Annotated in this window: 16 protein-coding genes and 1 pseudogene; 7 read left to right on the top strand and 10 right to left on the bottom strand. The window is 70.7% G+C overall.

From position 1 onward, the window contains the following. Positions 1–59: 59 nt before the first annotated feature. Positions 60–419 carry a metalloregulator ArsR/SmtB family transcription factor gene (locus ABZ920_RS02655; protein WP_361498024.1) on the bottom strand — a complete coding sequence of 120 codons (360 nt, stop codon included), beginning with the start codon at positions 417–419 and terminating at the stop codon, positions 60–62. Positions 420–555: 136 nt separating this feature from the next. Here ABZ920_RS02655 and ABZ920_RS02660 point away from each other — a divergent pair. From ABZ920_RS02660 to ABZ920_RS02670, 3 genes and pseudogenes are all read left to right on the top strand, one after another. Further along, positions 556–855: pseudogene (locus ABZ920_RS02660) on the top strand (MFS transporter); the annotation flags it as partial. A 400-nt stretch (positions 856–1,255) separates the two neighbouring features. Further along, a complete protein-coding gene (locus ABZ920_RS02665) occupies positions 1,256–2,590 on the top strand; it encodes a GAF domain-containing SpoIIE family protein phosphatase (RefSeq protein ID WP_361498026.1) in 1,335 nt (444 codons plus the stop codon). A 38-nt stretch (positions 2,591–2,628) separates the two neighbouring features. Next, positions 2,629–2,928, top strand: coding sequence for an anti-sigma factor antagonist (locus ABZ920_RS02670; protein WP_361498027.1), 300 nt, complete (start codon positions 2,629–2,631; stop codon positions 2,926–2,928). 17 nt (positions 2,929–2,945) lie between these two features. Here ABZ920_RS02670 and ABZ920_RS02675 read toward each other — a convergent pair whose 3' ends face one another. The 3 genes from ABZ920_RS02675 to ABZ920_RS02685 form a co-directional block, all read right to left on the bottom strand. Next, positions 2,946–3,077, bottom strand: coding sequence for a hypothetical protein (locus tag ABZ920_RS02675; protein ID WP_361498029.1), 132 nt, complete (start codon positions 3,075–3,077; stop codon positions 2,946–2,948). Between the two features lie 81 nt (positions 3,078–3,158). Beyond that, positions 3,159–3,632 (bottom strand): ATP-binding protein, encoded by a 474-nt coding sequence (locus ABZ920_RS02680; protein WP_361498031.1) that lies wholly within the window; start codon positions 3,630–3,632, stop codon positions 3,159–3,161. A gap of 76 nt (positions 3,633–3,708) precedes the next feature. Continuing rightward, on the bottom strand, positions 3,709–4,089 hold the full coding sequence (locus tag ABZ920_RS02685) for a fic family toxin-antitoxin system, toxin component (RefSeq protein ID WP_361498032.1): 381 nt from the start codon (positions 4,087–4,089) through the stop codon (positions 3,709–3,711). A gap of 230 nt (positions 4,090–4,319) precedes the next feature. Here ABZ920_RS02685 and ABZ920_RS02690 point away from each other — a divergent pair, with 230 nt between their 5' ends. After that, positions 4,320–5,744 carry an NAD-dependent succinate-semialdehyde dehydrogenase gene (locus tag ABZ920_RS02690; RefSeq protein WP_361498034.1) on the top strand — a complete coding sequence of 475 codons (1,425 nt, stop codon included), beginning with the start codon at positions 4,320–4,322 and terminating at the stop codon, positions 5,742–5,744. Positions 5,745–5,916: 172 nt separating this feature from the next. Here the strand turns inward: ABZ920_RS02690 and ABZ920_RS02695 are convergent, their stop codons facing one another. Further along, entirely contained in the window at positions 5,917–7,698 is a 1,782-nt protein-coding gene (locus tag ABZ920_RS02695) for a helix-turn-helix domain-containing protein (RefSeq protein ID WP_361498036.1), read from the bottom strand. Between the two features lie 253 nt (positions 7,699–7,951). On the opposite strand from ABZ920_RS02695, the gene ABZ920_RS02700 reads away from it, so the two are divergent. The 3 genes from ABZ920_RS02700 (at position 7,952) to ABZ920_RS02710 (ending at position 11,425) form a co-directional block, all read left to right on the top strand. Further along, positions 7,952–9,109 (top strand): hypothetical protein, encoded by a 1,158-nt coding sequence (locus tag ABZ920_RS02700; RefSeq protein WP_361498361.1) that lies wholly within the window; start codon positions 7,952–7,954, stop codon positions 9,107–9,109. Positions 9,110–9,746: 637 nt separating this feature from the next. Then, complete coding sequence (locus ABZ920_RS02705) at positions 9,747–10,253, top strand: hypothetical protein (RefSeq protein ID WP_361498038.1); 507 nt, start codon at positions 9,747–9,749, stop codon at positions 10,251–10,253. Next, positions 10,250–11,425 (top strand): zinc-dependent alcohol dehydrogenase, encoded by a 1,176-nt coding sequence (locus ABZ920_RS02710; protein WP_361498040.1) that lies wholly within the window; start codon positions 10,250–10,252, stop codon positions 11,423–11,425. The genes ABZ920_RS02705 and ABZ920_RS02710 overlap by 4 nt, the downstream gene beginning before the upstream one ends. Positions 11,426–11,567: 142 nt before the next feature. Here ABZ920_RS02710 and ABZ920_RS02715 read toward each other — a convergent pair whose 3' ends face one another. From ABZ920_RS02715 to ABZ920_RS02735, 5 genes are all read right to left on the bottom strand, one after another. Then, positions 11,568–12,668 carry an FAD-dependent oxidoreductase gene (locus tag ABZ920_RS02715; protein ID WP_361498042.1) on the bottom strand — a complete coding sequence of 367 codons (1,101 nt, stop codon included), beginning with the start codon at positions 12,666–12,668 and terminating at the stop codon, positions 11,568–11,570. 73 nt (positions 12,669–12,741) lie between these two features. Beyond that, complete coding sequence (locus ABZ920_RS02720) at positions 12,742–13,128, bottom strand: TraR/DksA C4-type zinc finger protein (RefSeq protein ID WP_361498044.1); 387 nt, start codon at positions 13,126–13,128, stop codon at positions 12,742–12,744. A gap of 58 nt (positions 13,129–13,186) precedes the next feature. After that, positions 13,187–14,257, bottom strand: a complete 1,071-nt coding sequence (locus ABZ920_RS02725) for an NADH:flavin oxidoreductase/NADH oxidase (protein WP_361498046.1) — start codon at positions 14,255–14,257, stop codon at positions 13,187–13,189. Between the two features lie 292 nt (positions 14,258–14,549). Next, entirely contained in the window at positions 14,550–15,725 is a 1,176-nt protein-coding gene (locus tag ABZ920_RS02730; protein WP_361498048.1) for a zinc-dependent alcohol dehydrogenase, read from the bottom strand. After that, on the bottom strand, positions 15,722–16,660 hold the full coding sequence (locus ABZ920_RS02735) for an SRPBCC family protein (RefSeq protein ID WP_361498050.1): 939 nt from the start codon (positions 16,658–16,660) through the stop codon (positions 15,722–15,724). Before ABZ920_RS02735 ends, ABZ920_RS02730 begins: the two co-directional genes overlap by 4 nt. Positions 16,661–16,863 lie beyond the last annotated feature (203 nt).

Raw genomic sequence — 16,863 nt, forward strand, 5'->3', positions numbered from 1 at the left:
CGCCTCTTCCGCAGGCCCTCGCACTCCGTCCGCAGCTCGGGTGCGAGGGCCCTCACATGTCAGTCGTGCGGAGCCTGCCCGCTCACCCGGTGGTCCGCATGACTGAGCGCCTCCATCACCAGCCGGCGCAGATGCCCGTCGCGGAGGCTGTAGTAAACGTGCCGCCCTTCGCGCCGCGTCGTCACCAGCCCTGCGAGACGCAGCTTCGCCAGGTGCTGGCTAACCGCCGTCCGGGACGCCTCGCACCGGTCGGTCAGCGAGCCGACGTCCGACTCGCCCTGCGCGATCAGCCACAGCAGATGCAACCGGGTCACGTCGGAGAGCATCGCGAACACCTCGGTTGCTTCTGCGAGACGCGCGCTGTCCGGTGGGCGCAGATGTGCACCAGGTGCAGTTGGCAGGGCTTCGCGAGCAGGCATGCACACAGCGTAGAGGCCAAAACCTAGTAGCAGTGGCCGCCCGGATGCGAAGCAGACCTATAAGTGCACACGTGCGCACCTGACGGATACAGTGGGAGTCTAGTCGCGCTCGTTTCGCCCGACCAGGGATCGCCGCATGCTCTCCGTACTGCGCAATCGCACCTATCGACACCTCTTCACCGCCCAGGTGATCGCCCTGGTCGGCACCGGCCTGGCCACGGTCGCCCTCGGGCTGCTTGCCTACGACATCGCGGGCGCCGACGCCGGCTCGGTACTCGGTACTGCGCTGGCAATCAAGATGGTGGCGTACGTCGCGATCGCCCCGGCCGTCGGAGCCGTAGCCCACCAGTTCCCCCGGCGGACCGTGCTGGTGGGCGCGGACCTGATCCGGGCCGGTGTCGCGCTGACGCTGCCGTTCGTGGACCAGGTCTGGCAGAGCGTCGGCGTGCCGGGTGAAGGCGCGGACCGTGCGTTCCTGGTCATCGACGTATCCCGGCGAGAGGTTCCGGGCAAGCTGCTGGTTGCGCCAGCGCTTGATCATCGCCTCGAAGACCTGCTCGTCCGGCCGTAGCAGCGGAAGACCGTCGATCAGGTGCAGCCGAGCAGACCCTGGAACGAGGCCGTCCCCACCCATCCGCCACCGCTCTCCGTGGATCACATCTGACGCGAGAATTTAGGGCAAGACGACCGGGAGCGCGTTCGGGGGCATGCGATCGTCTGACCCCACTTGCCGCCCCCGTGCGCCGGTGCGGCGTGAGGTTCCGGGCACACTGGAGGGGACGGGAGGCAAGGTCCACTCGCGGGCGACACGGAGCCAGGGAAGAGGGCGGACAGCGGTGGTGGAGTACCCGGGCGGGGTGCGGGCGGACGGTTTGCCGGCGGCGCTGTCGGACCCGGCGCGGCTGCGGGCGGTCGCGGCGACCGGGCTGATGGACACCGGCCCGGAAGAGGTCTTCGACGACCTCGCCTCGCTGGCCGCGCGGATCACCGGCGCGGGCCGGGCGTTCGTGACCCTGGTCGACGCCGACCGTTCCTTCTGGAAGGCGTGCGCGGGCGTGGACCTGACCGACCCCGCCGACCGGCAGGGCCCGGTGCTGGAGAGCTACTGCCCCTTCGTGGTCGGCGCGGCAGGCGAGCCGTTCGTCGTGGACGACACCGCCGCGGATCCGCGTACCGCCGACCACCCGGCCACCACCCCGATGCACATCGGCGCCTGGGCCGGCCAGCCCCTGCTCGACACCGAAGGACACGTGCTGGGCGCGCTGTGCGTGATCGACATCGCCCCCCGCACCTGGTCGGACGCCGACCTCGCCAACCTGGCCACCCTGGCCCGCTCGGTGTCCGCCGAGATCAACCTCCGCCAGGCCCTGGCCGCCTCCCGGCAGGCGCAGCGCCGCTCGGCCGCCCTCGCCCACAGCCTCCAGGCCGGCCTGCTGCCCGCCGCGCTGCGCACCGTCCCCGGATTGCAGGCCGCCGCGTCCTACCTGCCCGCTTCCCGGCGCGACCGCACCGACATCGAGGTCGGTGGCGACTTCTACGACCTGTTCCGCACCCACGGGGACAACTGGGCCGCGGTGATGGGCGACGTGTGCGGCAAGGGCGTGCAGGCTGCGCAGGTCAGCTCGATGGCCCGCTACACCATCCGCGCGGATGCCGCCGACACCGGCAGTCCGGCCGACCTGCTGGCCCGTCTGCACACCGCCATGCTCGCCCAGAACGCCGACCGCTTCCTGACCTGCGCCTACGTCGGCTTCCACCTCACCGACGCCGGCGCCAGCGGCACCATCGCCCTCGGCGGGCACCCGCCCGCCCTGATCCGCCGCACCGACGGGGCCGTGGAGCAGCTCGGCGCCACCGGCACCGTGCTGGGCGTCATCCCTGACGTGGAGCTCACCGACTTGCCCTTCACCCTCGGCCCGGGGGATGTGCTGCTGCTCTACACCGACGGCGCGATCGAGGCCCGCCCCCGGCCTGGCACCGACCCGAAGGACGCGGGCGCGGTGTTCGGCGAGGACGACCTCGCCCGGGCCCTGGCCGCCACCCGGGGCCTCGATGCCGCCGCCACCGTCAAGCAGCTGGCCGCCGTTCTGGAGGCCCAGCACGGGGGCTGGTCCAGCGACGACACCGCCCTGCTGGCCCTGCGTATCGACCCGGACGGGCCGAACCGGTGAGCGGCCCGGGCGGATCCGACCGGCGTGACCTGCTGGTGATGCACACCCCGTTCCCCACCGCCTACGTCCTGAGCCATCGCAGCAATGCGAGCGCAGGTGAGGACCTCGAAGCGGATTTCGCCTGGGCCACGGCCTCCGCTCTGCGGCTGATCGTGGATTTCGGCGCCCTGGAATTCGGCGACGATGCCCTGCTCGGCCTGCTCATCAACGCCCGCCGCACCGGCGGCCTGGACCTGGTGGGCCCCCTCAGCCCCTCCTTCCAACGCCGCGTGCACACCGCCGGCCTGAGCGCCTGGTTCACCGTCCACCCCACCCTCACCGCCGCACTCACCACCTGAAACCCCGGCCGCCGCGCTCACGCCTCACCGCGGTCCGGGTCGCGCAGCGGGCGCAGGCCGCCGGGCATCTCGGGCATCTCGGGCATCAGGAAGCTATAGCGGCCTAGCATGTTGACGTGGTGCCGGACGAACGGGGAGAGCCGGGCCATGTCCTGGTCGCGGACGTCGAAGGTGGTGCTGGCGGAGGGGTCGACGGCCGGTGCATGACCGCCTGCCGCAGTCCCATCCGGTCACAGCTGACGGCCGGCAGCGTCCCCGCCGGGATCATCGGCCAGCACGATCGCCGTGGTGATCCGCTTGCCCGCGGGTTCGCGGTGGATGGCGAAGCTCTGGCCGACCGCCATGACGATCTCAAGCCCGTGCTGGCCGATCCGGGTCGGATCGGGCGCGAGGAGCACAGGCGGGGTCGGGTTGCTGTCCCACACAGTCACCCCGACCGCGCCGCCGTTGCTCTCCAAGGTGAGCAGGCACGGGCCGGGTGCGTACTTACGGGCGTTGGTGACCAGCTCGCTGACCACGAGCTGCACCATGCCCATCGCGCGCCCGGACACTGGCAGACCGTGCACAGCTTGGACATCGGTGAGGAAGGCGCGGGCCAGGTCACGAGCTGCGGCGATGTCCTCGCTGCCCTCGAACGCGCCGGATACCGTTGGGACGTCCCCCAGCAGCGATTGGCCGGGCTCGTCGCCTGCTGTCTGTACCATGCCGGTCCGCCTTGCCCCCGTGCCCAAACGTGCTTCGCTTGCTTACCCCCGAATCCTCACATCAGGCGTGCGCGGGTCAGGCAGGAGGCCGGTATCTGGGACGTCTGCGCGGGCCTCGGTGTCGTCGAACGCGGGCGCCCTTGTGCTTGGCGCGCATGACGAGCGCGACGGCTTCCTCCGGCTCGTAGTCCAGTGTGACGCCGTTGGTGTTGAGGAACGTCTCGGCGACCAGCCAGGCGAAGAACTGGTTCTTCGCCTCCAGCGGCTCGTGCAGCGCGATGGTCTCCAGCATGGCCGCAGCCTTGAGCCAGTCGCTCGCGTATACGTCTCGGCCCATGTAGTGGGCCTGGACCCGGGCGCAGACGGCGTCCGACACGCCCAGGTCGAGACAGGCCGGATCGCCCGGGAGGGTCTGCGCGATCTGCAGGAGCTCTTGCGGGGTAAGGAACCGGATCACGCCGCGTGACCGTGCTGCGAGAACCCGTTCAGGTCGCGGCTGCCCATGGGTGCGGGGGTCGGGCCACGCTCCTGCGAACCGGGGCCGCCGCAGGCAGGCAACCGTTGTCGCTTCACCTGCGATCGCGCTCGTCAAGGGGCCACGACAGGCCGGGCCACGGCGGAGACATCGGCAGGTGTGAGCGGGTCCGGGCGTGGGGACCCGAGGTGTCCCGACTTCAGGGAGGCGTCATGGACGCCCACGCCACTGCCCAGGGAAGCCCCATCGCCACGGTCAATCCGTACACCGGGGAAAGGGTCCGGGAGTTCCCCCCGCTGAGCGCGGAGGAGGTGGGGCGCGCGATCGACGCGGCGTACCGGAGCTTTCCCGGCTGGCGTGCCCGGTCGAGGGCCGACCGCGGGGCCCTGGTGCAACGCGCCGGCCGGCTCATGAGGGAGCGCAAGGAGGAACTGGCCCGGCTGCTGACCCTCGAGGTCGGCAAGCTGATCAACTCGAGCCGTGCAGAGGTCGACCTCGCGTCCGACATCCTCACCTACTACGGCGAGCACGGCCCCGAGCTGCTGGAGGAGCGGGCCCTGCCGGTGCCCGAGGGCACGGCCGTGCTGGTGAACGAGCCGCTCGGCGTCCTTCTCGGGGTGATGCCGTGGAACTTCCCGCTGTACCAGGTGGTCCGGTTCGCGGGTCCGAACCTCGTCCTGGGCAACACGATCCTGCTCAAGCACGCGAGCAGTTGCCCCCAGTCCGCACTGGCACTCGAGCAGCTGTTCATGGACGCGGGTGTGCCGCCCGGGGTCTATGCCAATCTCTTCGTGCGGGGCAAGGACGTCGGAAAGATCATCGATGACTCTCGTGTGCAGGGAGCGTCACTGACCGGGAGCGAGCGGGCGGGCATGAGCCTGGGCGAGATCGCCGGCCACAACGTCAAGAAGTCCGTCCTCGAGCTGGGCGGCAGTGACCCCTTCGTCGTGCTGGACGGTCACAACCTCGAGCGCACCGTCTACGCCGCGTTCCTCGGCCGGATGGGCAACACCGGGCAGTGCTGCGTGGCGGCCAAGCGCTTCATCGCCCTTGCCGACGTCTACGACGCCTTCCTCACCGGGCTGCGTGACCGGATGAGCGAGGTGCGACCGGGGGATCCGGCCGACCCCGCCACCACGCTGGGCCCGCTGTCCTCCGAGACCGCGGCCGAACTCCTGATGGAGCAGATCCGTGACGCGGTGGACAAGGGAGCCACGGTGGTGCTGGGCGGCGGGCGGCCCGACCTGCCGGGCGCCTTCGTCGAGCCGACCGTCCTCACCGACGTCACACCGGACATGCGGGCCTACCGGGAAGAGCTCTTCGGCCCCGTGGCCACGGTCTACCGGGTCGCCGACGAGGACGAGGCCGTGGCCTTGGCCAACACCTCCCGCTACGGCCTGGGAGGCGCGGTCTTCGCCGCCGACCCGGAACGTGCTCGCGGAGTCGCGGACCGGCTGGAGGCGGGCATGGTGTGGATCAACCACCCGACCGCGTCCCGGCCGCAACTGCCCTTCGGCGGCATCAAGCGCTCGGGCTACGGGCGCGAACTCGGCGATCTGGGCATCGTCGAATTCGCGAACCGCAAGCTCGTGCACTACGTGGACGCCGACGCCCCGATCCAAGAGGTGCTGGGCTGACCTCCGAGCCGGTCGCGCGCTCGGCGGATGCCCGTGGCGGCGCCGACCGGCTGCCGGGTGACGGGACGCCGGCCCCCCGGCTGTGGGTGGCCGGCGTGGGAAAGCATCACCGTCTGACGTGCCGCCGGCCCCACTGCTGCTGACACAACTCGCGCACGGTTCCAGCGAGGAGTCAGCCGGGCCCGCCCAGCACGATCTTCCACACCCGGGTCGCCACCTGGAGGTTCAGCCGGTCCTCGACGTTCCCGAGGTCCTTGCCGCTGATGTCGCGAATGCGCTGGAGCCGATAGCGCAGCGTGCTGCGGTGGATCGCGAGGGATTCCGCGGTCTCGTCGTAGTTGCCGCCGCAGTCGAAGTACCGGGCCAGGGTCTCCACCATGGCCGCGTGGTGCCGGGAGTCGTAGTCGATCAGCCGCCCGAGCCACTCCCGGACGAACGTCTCCAGTTCGCGGTAGTCGTTGCCGGGTCCCAGGATGCGGTAGATGCCGAGTTCGTCGAAGAACGACGTGCCGGAGCGTTCGCGGCAGTGGCGGCGCACTTCCAGGGCGCGCTGCGCCTCGCGGTAGTGGTGGGGGATGTCGTCCAGGGAGTCGCAGCAGGCGCTCACCCCGATCGTCCCGGACCGTGTCCCCGTCTCCCGGGCGAGCGCCTCGTACAACGCGTGGGCGTGCGGTCTGTCGTCCGCGATGAGGACGACGTGGTCGGAGCGGCGGGTCAGCAGCGAGCGCATGCCCACGGCAGAGGCCGCCCGGCTCACGGTCCGTGTGAAGGAATCGTCCGCGGTCCGGTTCGACCATCGCACCACGACGATGTAGTGGCTGCGGTGCAGGTCGTGTCCGACCGCCTCGGACCGGGCGTAGGCGCTCGCCCGGTCCGTCCCTGTCAGGAGGTCGTCGGCCAGTTCGCGGTGCAGCCTCAGCTCCACTTCGGCCAGGTTGCGCAGATGCGCCAGCTCCAGGGCGAGCGACGTGGCGGCGTGTCCGAGGGCGAGTACGGTGTGCTCGTCCGCCTGGTCCCGGGCATCGACCAGGGCCAGCACGCCGAGGATCTCGCCGTGTCGGCGGGCCGGGACGATCAGCCGGTCCTTTATCCGCACCGGCCCGACTTCCCTGGCGACCACGTGCAGTATTTCGTCCTGGCGTACGGGGTCCGGTTCGGGATAGGGATCGGGGCGGCCGGGGCCGGTCCAGGACCTCAGCCGGCCGAAGCGGTCCTCGACCAGCGCTGGAAGTCCGGTGAGCCTGTGCAGTGCCCGGGTGATGGCTTCCTCGCCGCCACCCGAGGCGGCGACGTCGGCCATGAGCGCGTGAACGGCCCGCTGGTACCCCAGCTCGGCCACGACGGAGATCAGCTGCCTCTGGAGGGCTGCGCGTTCGCCCCTCAGTCGGTTCAGCTCCAGCGCGTCCTCGCGGTGACGGCGCTGTGCGAAGGCGACCGACAGGGCGGCAGCGGTGTGCCGGACGAGCGTGGCGAGCAGGAATCGCTCGGCTTCGTTGGGCCGGGAGCGGGACGTCACCACGAGGTAGCCGTGCAGTCCCTCAGGCCCGCGTAGTCCCAGGGCCCGGCCCCATGGTCTGCCGGGTACGATCACAGAGCCGTCCTGCCCGGCCAGCTCCCGCACCCTCCGGCCCACGGACAAGGCATGCATCTGCCCGTTCCTCGGGGCGGGGACCAGGTCGCCGCCCACCATGAGGTATCCGGCCTCGGCGCTGAACGGCCCCGCGGCGGCTATGTGGTCCATGGCCAGGCGCAGGATCTCGCCTTCGTCCGAGGCCTCGAACAGGGCGCGGGAGAGCACGACCAGCTCGGGCAGGGCAGGGTCGGCCGGGGTGCGAGCGGGTGGGCGGGGCCCTCTGCGCGTGACTCCGGGGTGCCGCCACGCTCTGCCTCGCGGAAGGCCGCCCTTCCGGTGGGAGTAGCGGTGGTACAGGCTGTGCGCCCAACTGCCGGCCATGGGATCACTCCGTCCTCCGACCCGTCAGGAGGCGAGCGGCTTTCGCGTACCCGCTCCCGGGCTGCTTACCCGAGATGTGTGGATCCCTTCTCTGGTACTCGTGGGCCGAGTCCTGCACCGGGAGGACGGGGGGACCCGGCCGTACCGGCTGCGCCTGTGGGCGAGGGCCGGCGTGTCACGGAGCGCCGGCGTTACCCCGGGGACATTTCGGGCACTGGTGACCGGCGGGGCAGCCGACGAGAAGGGTCCGGTGATACGGATGTCGTCGCAGAGCGTTACGTGCGTGGCTCTCCTGGCGGATCCGGACACGCCGACGGTGATCGCGGAGCACATGGCCGGGATACTTCCTGCTCGGCTCGCCAAGAGGTCGGGCCAGGGACGACGGTTCGACGTCCAGGTAGTCAGTGAGCCCTTCACCGCAGGGACCGAGGACCTCCCCACCTTGATACGCCGGATCATCGACCGTGGGAAAGCGGAGAACTGGGACATCGTCGTCGCCATCACCGACCTTCCGCTGCACACCCATGGGCGCAAGCTCGTTGTGGAGCTGAGCCACGAACACTGCGTGGCGCTGCTGTCCCTTCCTCCGCTGGGAGGTCTGCGTCTGAGGAGAAAGGCCCTGCGGGCGGTGGAAGAAGTCGTGCTCAGCCTGGCGAGTCCGCGGGCCACCGGGGCTGAGGAACCTCCGCAGCGTCAGCCGCTGGGACGCTTCGCCAGTCGTCTGGCGCCTATTCACCCGGGCCCGATCGGTGAGGACGAGATCGCCGATCTGCGGTACGTCGTCAGCGGGCCGCGCGGTTACCTGAGGGTGCTCGGCGGTATGGTCCGCGCCAACCGGCCGTGGCGGTTGGTGCCGGGTCTGAAGAAAGCCCTGGCCGCCGCACTCGCCACGGGAGCCATCGCCACCGTGAACTCCACCATCTGGAGCCTGGCCCAGTCCCAGAGCACGCTGCGCCTCGTGATCGCCATGGTCGGGTCTGTCACGCTCATGATCGTCTGGCTGATCCTGGACGCGCACCTGTGGCATCGATCGACAGACACCTCGCTGGAGGAGAGGAAGAGGACGACCCTCTACAACGCCTCGACGATCGTGACCGTGGGTTTCGGGGTTCTTGTCTGCTACGCGGGTCTGCTGGTCGTCAACCTGGTGTGGGCGCTGTTCATCCTCAACGACCGAGTGTTCGCCTCCACGACACGGACTCCGCTGCACGCCGCGGAGTACTGGACGCTGGCCTGGCTCGTCGCTTCGATTGCCACGGTGGGCGGCGCGTTGGGATCGGGCCTGGAGAGTGAGGAGGCGATCCGGGCAGCCGCCTTCTCCAAGCGCGAAAGTGAACGTCGCCGGATGCTGCAGGACGACCGCGGTGACGAGGGGCCGTCTTCGAACGGCTCTCGCACAGAGCAGGAATGACGCGGGGACGACCGTTGGCCGATCGGTACGTGGCTGTTTCGGATGGAGGCTGACGGGGACCCGGACGACAGACCGTCGGCGGGCCGGTGTTCCGCCGGAGGGCCGGCGGAACACCGTCGTTCCACCCGGTCCGGGTGGGACGGCGCCCAGAGGCGTGCCGGAGCGAAGGCCCCGCCGCAGCAGGCTCACGGGTCCCGAGGTCCTTGCGCCGTTTCCGTCACCGCTGCGCTGCGGCTGTGCCGCGGCGCCAAGGGAAGCACTCATGAAAGCAGCGGTCCATCAAGGCTCGCGAACGGTCACGGTGATGGACGTGCCGGACGCGAAGATCGAAGGGCAGTGAAGAACCACAGGGCCGCCGTACCACCTGCCTGCCCCGCACCGGTCCGGCGAACGGGTGACAGACGCCCCGGCGCCGCGGAACCGGACGGGCGATCGCCGCCCGCGCTCCGGCCGGCCCCCATCAACGGCAGACCGCCGCGTCCGGCCCACTGACGGGGACAGCGGGCCTCGTCACGCGGGGTCCGCGCCCAGCCCGGCAGCGAGAAGCTGCGTCCCAGGCCCCCGCAGGACGTTCCACAACTCACGCGCCTACGGGGTCAGCCCGGGACGACGTCGCCGTTCAGAAAGGAACGAAGTCGTGAAGAAGCCCACAGCAGGCGGCGCGGTCTCCACCGTGGTCGACATGGGAACCGAGGCCCTGAGTGCCGCGGTCTCAGTGGCCCGCCGCGCCGGCGAAGCGATCCGACCGGGAGCCTCCCACGCCCAGGAGACCGAGCCGCGCTGGCACGTGATGACAGTCTGCGCGTCCGCCGACGAGGTGGCGCCCGGCGGGAAGCTGCCGGAGCCGCTCGCCCGGCTCGGCGACGCCATCGACACCCAGCTGCGCCCCGCCCCCGGGGACCGCGGGACGGAACTGGCCTCCCGGCTGCACGACAAGGAGCATGCCGGGCCGCGCGGCACCTCCGAGCGGGAGACCGGAGACGACCCGGTCCAGGAACTGCGGACCGCGCTGCGGGAGGCCAAGGCGCTGGTCGAGACGGGAGAGATCCTCCTCCCCGACTGGCCTCCGACCAACCGGCCCACGGTCACCGGGCGCCCGCTGGACAAGATGATCGAAAAGGCTCGAGGCGGGGGGCGGCTGTGAAGGCACTGACCTGGCAGGGCACCAACGACCTGTCCGTCGAGCAGGTACCCGACCCCGCGATGCGCAACGAGCAGGACGCGATCGTCAAGGTGTCGCAGACCGTGACGTGCGGCTCAGACCTGCATCTGCTGGGCGGGTACATCCCGTTCATGCGGGCCGGCGACGTCCTCGGCCACGAATTCATCGGCGAGGTCGTCGAGACCGGACCGCGGGTGAAGCGGCACAAGGTGGGCGATCGCGTGGTGGTCTGCTCCTTCATCTCCTGCGGCCGCTGCTGGTACTGCAAGCAGGGTCTCTTCTCGTTGTGCGACAACGGCAACACCAATCCCGCCATCACCGAGCACCTCTGGGGTTCCGCCCCGGGCGGCTGTTACGGCTACTCCCACGCCCTGGGCGGCTTCGCCGGCAGCCACGCCGAGTACATCCGCGTCCCGTACGCCGACCAAGGGGCCTTCCCGGTACCGGACGCCCTGGACGACACGACGGCGCTGTTCGCATCCGACTCGGCGCCGACCGGGTGGATGGGTGCCGACCTCGGCGGGGTGAAGCCGGGCGACGTGGTTGCCGTGTGGGGCTGCGGAGCGGTCGGCCAGATGGCCGCGCGGGCGGCGATACTGCTCGGCGCCGACCGGGTCATCGCCATCGACCGCTTCGAGTACCGCCTGGACATGACCCGCCGGCACATCGGTGCGGAGACCCTGAACTACGAGAAGACCAACATCGACGCCGAGCTGCGCGAGATGAGCGGCGGCCGCGGCCCGGACGTGTGCATCGAGGCGGTCGGCATGGAAGCCCACAGCCCCGGAGTCCAGCAGCTCTACGACCAGGCCAAACAGCAGCTGCACCTGCAGACCGACCGATCCGCCGCCGTACGCCAGGCCATCCTGGCATGCCGCAAGGGCGGCAGCGTATTCATCCTCGGCGTCTTCGCGGGCCTCGTCGACAAATTCCCGCTGGGCGCGGTGATGAACAAGGGCCTGACCCTGCGCAGCGCCCAGCAGCACGGCCACCGCTACATCCCCATGCTCCTGGAGCGGATGGAAAGGGGCGAGCTGAAGACGGCCCACCTGGCCACCCACGTCATGTCCCTCGACGACGGGCCGAAGGGATACCACCTCTTCAAGGAGAAGCTCGACGGGTGCGTACGCGCCGTCTTCCAACCTAGCCGGTGAGGGATGAGGGATCCCCGGCAAAGGCGCGTCGCAGGCAGACACAGGGTGCCGCAGGCAGCAGGCCTGCGGCACCCGTACCGGCTTCACCGCGCCTTGGCAGAGCCCTGTCGTCGGAGCGGGCCGCGTCAAGCGGCTGGGGCCTTCACCGGGGCCGGCCGAGTGCTGCCGCCGGACGCAGGTCCTCCTCGAGCCCTTCGGCCATGGCCGCGCCGGCCAGTGCCCGTCCCAGTCGAGGTGCCTGTTTGAACAGGTTGTGCCCGGCGGCGAAAAAGATCCTGTCGGCTTCCCAGACCGCCATGCCGTCCTCGCTCCACGGCAGGCTTGTCACCCAGCAGTGCAGGTACTCGACGGGCTCGGGGTCGAGGCCGGGGAGTGCGCGGGAGACGTACCCCCGGGCGCGGTCGGCGAGCGCCGTCAGCGCTTCGGGGTCCACGAAGCTGCCGTCCTCCCGCACCTCGACCGTTTGGCTGAGGCCCACCGCGTAGCGGCTGTTGCCGGGGTAGGGGGCTGCGTAGACGCCCACCTCCCCGAAGTCGCCGCTGCTGTCCTGCAGGCAGGCGACCCGTTCCGGCGGTGCTCCCCTGACCTGGAAGGTGAGACGGACGTGGGCTGCCGGCCGTACGGGCAGCGAAAGCCCCACGGTGCGCGCCAGTCGCGCCGTGCCCAGGCCCGCGCACACCACGGCCGTTGCGTACTCTTCGCGGCGGGCGGCGCTGAGCACCTCCACCGTGCCGCGGCCCGTCGGCTGCAGCGAGATGACCTCGTCGGTGACGACAGAGTCACCCAGCGCGCCGGCCAGGCACTCGACCGCGGCACGGGTGCGGATGGCACCGCCGCCGTCGTCGAGCATCGCGGGACCGCGGTAGTCGGCGAGCAGCGGCATGCGGGCGTGAAGCTCGGCGCTGTCCACGGCACGGACCGGTATGCCGCCGGCATCCTGCAGAATACGCAGTCTCCGAGGTACGGGACCGCCCAGGGCGACCACTCCGTCCTGGGAGACGAGTTCGGCGCCCAACCGGTCGGCCCACTCGTCCCAGACGGCGCGGCCCTGCCGGGTGAATTCGACCAGGCGGGCGTCGTCGTGCGCGTGACGGAATATGCGGGACTGACCACTGGACTGCCCGTGGCCCGGAACGCCCCTTTCATAGACCCGCGCCGTCGTTCCGCGTTCGGCCAGCGCGTAGGCGGTGCAGAGTCCGACGATGCCGGCTCCTATCACGGCCACCTCGGGGGCCCGGTCCATTCGATCGCCTCACTTCGCCTGCCGGAGCCGTCCAGGACAGGACGACATGTCGCGCTCCTCAGCCGTGCACGCCTCAATGAGCCACGGACGCGCAGGGCACGCAGGTCCTCGCCGCCGGACGAACTTCGAGACGCTCCTTCCGGATCGGCTCACCGCATTGCTCGCAGCGCCCGTAGTCGCCTCTCTCCAACCGCTCCAAGGCGTGATCCAGATCGTTCAGATGCTCGCGCGCCTGGGACAGCAGGGCGGCGACGTGCGCCCGCTCGAAGGCCGTGCTCGCCCCTTCCGGGTCGTGCTCGTCGTCGATGGCCACCAGTGCGTTCGACTCGACGATCCCTTCGAACTCACGGCTCAGGGCGGATATCTGCTGCAGCGTGCCGACACGGTCGGCCGCGAGCAGCTCACGTACCGACTCGCTCTGAGGTGCGGGAAAGGAGGCATTGCTGCCTGGATCGCTCATATCGGAGAAAACCTCCTTGCCTCGTGCTGAATTCCCGGGTGCCCGGGCGACGGCGGCCTCAGCGATGACGCGGGCGGCCACGCTGGTACTGCTTCGGCCACGGGACGTCGTCACCGAGCACGCGGGCCGCGCGGAGGGGCCAGGTCGGGTTGCGCAGCAGTTCGCGCGCCAGCATGATCGCGTCGGCCGAGCGGTCCACGAGAATCTGGTCGGCCTGCTCCGGTGCGGTGATCAGGCCGACCGCGGAGACGGGCAGGGCCGCGCCCTCGCGGACGGCTCGGGCGAAGGGCACCTGGTAGCCCGGCTCCACTTCGATACGGGCGTTGTGCACGAGCCCGCCGCTGGTGACGTCCACCAGGTCGACGCCGTGGGCCACCAAGTGCCGCGACAGCTCGACGGTCTCCTCCGGGGTCCAGCCGCCGTCGGCCCAGTCCGTGGCCGAGAAGCGTACGAACAGCGGACGGGTCTCCGGCCACTGCGCCCGTACGGCGTCGGTCACCTGGACGAGGAACCGGCTGCGCCCGTCGAGATCGCCTCCGTACTCGTCGCTGCGGTGGTTGGACAGCGGTGACAGGAACTGGTGCAGCAGATAGCCGTGCGCAGCGTGGATCTCCAGGACCTCGAAGCCGGCGGACAGCGCCCGCGTGGCGGCCTCGCCGAAGGCCCGGACCAGAGCGCGGATGTCGTCCGCGCCGAGTTCCCGTGGGGTCGGCCAGTCGCCGAACGGCAGCGGTGACGGCGCCACCGTCTGCCATCCACCGGACTCCGGTCCGACGTAGACGTCACCCTCCCAGGGCGGTGCCGTCGACGCCTTGCGGCCGGCATGGGAGATCTGGATGCCGGCGATGGCTCCCTGCCCGTGGACGAAGTCGGTGATCCGCTTGTACGCGGCGGCCTGCCCGTCGTCCCAGATGCCGGCGTCGGAAGGGGTGATCCGGCCCTCAGGCACCACTGCCGTGGCCTCCTGCATGACCAGGCCGGACCCGCCGCGTGCCAGGGAGCCGAGATGGACCAGGTGCCAGTCCTGCGGATACCCGTCGACCGAGCTGTACTGGCACATGGGGGCCACCCAGGCCCGGTTCCGGAAGGTCGTGCCGCGGAGGGTGAGCGGCGAGAAGAGACGGCTCATCGCAGGCCTCGCAGGGAGGGATGAGGGACGGACGGGTGCCCCGCAGCCGTCGAGCCGTGACGGCCTGGGCTCCTGCGGGGCGCCCCTCGCGGTCGGTGCACCCGGGTACCCGGCCGCTGGTGCCACACACACCACCGGCCGGGCGCGCCGCCCAGGTCCCGGCGCGTACGGCCGGTCCATGGTCCGCTGAGGCGGCGCAGCTCCCGAGACACCGGCCCAAGGCACGTCACCCTGGGCCGGCTCGCTCGCCGGCGTCAGCGGCACAGGGGGCCGCAGTTGACCGGCGCGGCGCTCACGGCTTGAGGACGACCTTCTCGCAGCGGTCCTTCTTGTGCTTGAACAGGTCGTAGCCCGTAGGCGCCTCGGTCAGGGGCAGCCGGTGGGTGATCACCCGGGTGGGGTCGATCCTGCCCTGCTCGATCAGACCCAGCAGCCGCTTCATGTACCTCTGCACATGGCACTGCCCCGTCCGCAGGGTCAGGGCCCTGTTCATCCACGCACCGGCCGGGAACTTGTCGATCAGCCCGCCGTAGACGCCGATGACCGACACCACGCCGCCGCTGCGGCAGGACAGGATGGCCTGGCGCAGGGCGTGCGGCCGGTCGGTCTCGGCGCGGACCGCCTGCTTGGCTCGGTCGTAGAGGTGGATGTGGGAGGCACCGTGGGTGGCCTCCATTCCGACCGCGTCGATGCACTTGTCGGGGCCGCGGCCGCCGGTGAGTTCCAGCAGAGCCGACCGTACGTCGACGTCCTCGAAGTCGACGGTCGCGTAGCCCTGGGCGGCGGCCATCTCCAGCCGGTAATTCTCCTTGTCGATCGCGATGACCTTCTCCGCGCCCAGGACGCGGGCGCTGTCCATGGCGAACTGGCCGACCGGACCGGCGCCCCAGACGGCGACGACGTCACCTTCCTCGATGTCGCACATGTCGGCGCCCATGTACCCGGTCGGCAGGATGTCCGACAGGAACAGCACCTGCTCGTCGGTGAGGTCCGACTCGATCTTGAGAGCGTTGACGTCGGCGAGCACCACCCGGGCGTACTCGGCCTGGCCGCCGGCGAAGCCACCGGTGAGGTGCGAGTAGCCGTAGATGCCGGCGACGGGGTGACCGAAGAACTTCTCGGAGAGGCCGGCGTTGGGGTTGCTGTTCTCGCAGCACGAGTACAGCTCCGCGCGGCAGGCCGCGCAGGCGCCGCAGGCGATGGGGAAGGGCACGACGACACGGTCGCCGACGCGCAGTTTGTCGTCACTGATGCCGGGGCCGACCTCGAGGACCTCACCCATGAACTCGTGGCCCATGATGTCGCCCTTTTCCATGGTGGGGACGTAGCCGTCGAGCAGATGGAGGTCGGAGCCGCAGATCGCCGTCGAGGTGATTTTCACGATGGCGTCGCGGCGGTTCAGGATCGACGGTTCGGGGACGTCCTGCACCTCGACCGTGTTGCGTCCCGTCCAGCAGTTCGCCTTCATGCCAGGGCCTCCTTCAGTTCGTCTTCGGTCAGCGGTCGGGCCGGACGCTGCGGGAACTCCCCGCGGGCCCGCTTGCCGCCCGGTGCGCCCTCGGAGCGGACGACCTCGCCGGTCTCCGCGACCTGCTTGAACCGGCGAAGGTCGTCGTCCAGCTGCTGGTGCGGTTCCTCGCCGAAGTAGCGGGCTGCGGCCTTGCCCAGCGCCCCGCCGGGCAGGTCGTAGCGCAGGGTCACCCGGATCTCCGTGCCCCGGCCGCCGGGAGCGGGCACGAAGCGGACCTCGCCGGAGTTGCCGATGTCGGCACCGTGGACCGACTGCCAGGCGATCAGCTGGCCGGGGACGTCCTGGGTGGTCTCGGCGTCCCACTCGACCGTCTTGCCGAACGGCGCGCTGGCCCGCCAGTGGCTCGTGCGCGGGCCGGTGACGCGCACCTCGTCCAGGTGCGCCATGAACTCCGGCAGCCGCTTCAGGTCGCTCCACAGGCCGTACACCTCGTCCGGGGGCCGGACGACGGTGGTGGTCGCGGTCAGTTCCATGGGAGTGCTCCTACGCGTGCGGGTCACGGCCGCGTAGACGTCCGTGGCCGTGATCGCGGTGACCCCGGCGGTCGCGGCAACGGTGCGGCCGAGGCCGCGGCCGTCGTGGTTCTTCAGGGCCCGGGCCAGCATCGTCAGATCCATGAGATCCCCGCTGACGCGGCCCCAGAGCCAGGCGGGATGCGGGCGCCCCAGCAGCCCGGTCGCCGCCGCCAGCTCGCGCACTCCGACGGCGGTCGTGGCCAGACGGTGCCGGGGGGCGCCGCCCACGCCCAGTGCCCGGGCGAAGCCCGCCGGGGCGGCGATCTGGGGCACGCCCATGAGCGCACTGGCCCAGCCGAGGCCGCGTACGAGCGGATCGTGCTGCAGGCGGGAGGTGGAGTGGGTGTCTGTCTTCATGGGTGCTTCAAACGTGAGATGAGGTGAAGGGAGGCAGGTCACGTGAGGGAGAAGCTGAAGCACGCACAGCGGACGACGCCGGAGTTGCCGCGTGGCCCGCGTTCGACGTCAGCCTCCGTCGGCCCAACCGGCGCAGTCGTCCGGTCGCGCGTGTACGTGACGCGCGCCATGGGCTTGCCAAGCGTCATGACCGGCAGGCCCAT

Source organism: Streptomyces sp. NPDC046831, from assembly GCF_040645305.1.
Taxonomy (GTDB): domain Bacteria; phylum Actinomycetota; class Actinomycetes; order Streptomycetales; family Streptomycetaceae; genus Streptomyces.

Coding starts and splice junctions, on each gene's coding strand:
- ABZ920_RS02655 (WP_361498024.1), bottom strand. CDS start 419: ATGCCTGCTCGCGAAGCCCTGCCAACTGCACCTGGTGCACATCTGCGC.
- ABZ920_RS02670 (WP_361498027.1), top strand. CDS start 2,629: ATGCACACCCCGTTCCCCACCGCCTACGTCCTGAGCCATCGCAGCAAT.
- ABZ920_RS02675 (WP_361498029.1), bottom strand. CDS start 3,077: ATGGCCCGGCTCTCCCCGTTCGTCCGGCACCACGTCAACATGCTAGGC.
- ABZ920_RS02680 (WP_361498031.1), bottom strand. CDS start 3,632: ATGGTACAGACAGCAGGCGACGAGCCCGGCCAATCGCTGCTGGGGGAC.
- ABZ920_RS02690 (WP_361498034.1), top strand. CDS start 4,320: ATGGACGCCCACGCCACTGCCCAGGGAAGCCCCATCGCCACGGTCAAT.
- ABZ920_RS02695 (WP_361498036.1), bottom strand. CDS start 7,698: ATGGCCGGCAGTTGGGCGCACAGCCTGTACCACCGCTACTCCCACCGG.
- ABZ920_RS02715 (WP_361498042.1), bottom strand. CDS start 12,668: ATGGACCGGGCCCCCGAGGTGGCCGTGATAGGAGCCGGCATCGTCGGA.
- ABZ920_RS02720 (WP_361498044.1), bottom strand. CDS start 13,128: ATGAGCGATCCAGGCAGCAATGCCTCCTTTCCCGCACCTCAGAGCGAG.
- ABZ920_RS02725 (WP_361498046.1), bottom strand. CDS start 14,257: ATGAGCCGTCTCTTCTCGCCGCTCACCCTCCGCGGCACGACCTTCCGG.
- ABZ920_RS02730 (WP_361498048.1), bottom strand. CDS start 15,725: ATGAAGGCGAACTGCTGGACGGGACGCAACACGGTCGAGGTGCAGGAC.
- ABZ920_RS02735 (WP_361498050.1), bottom strand. CDS start 16,660: ATGAAGACAGACACCCACTCCACCTCCCGCCTGCAGCACGATCCGCTC.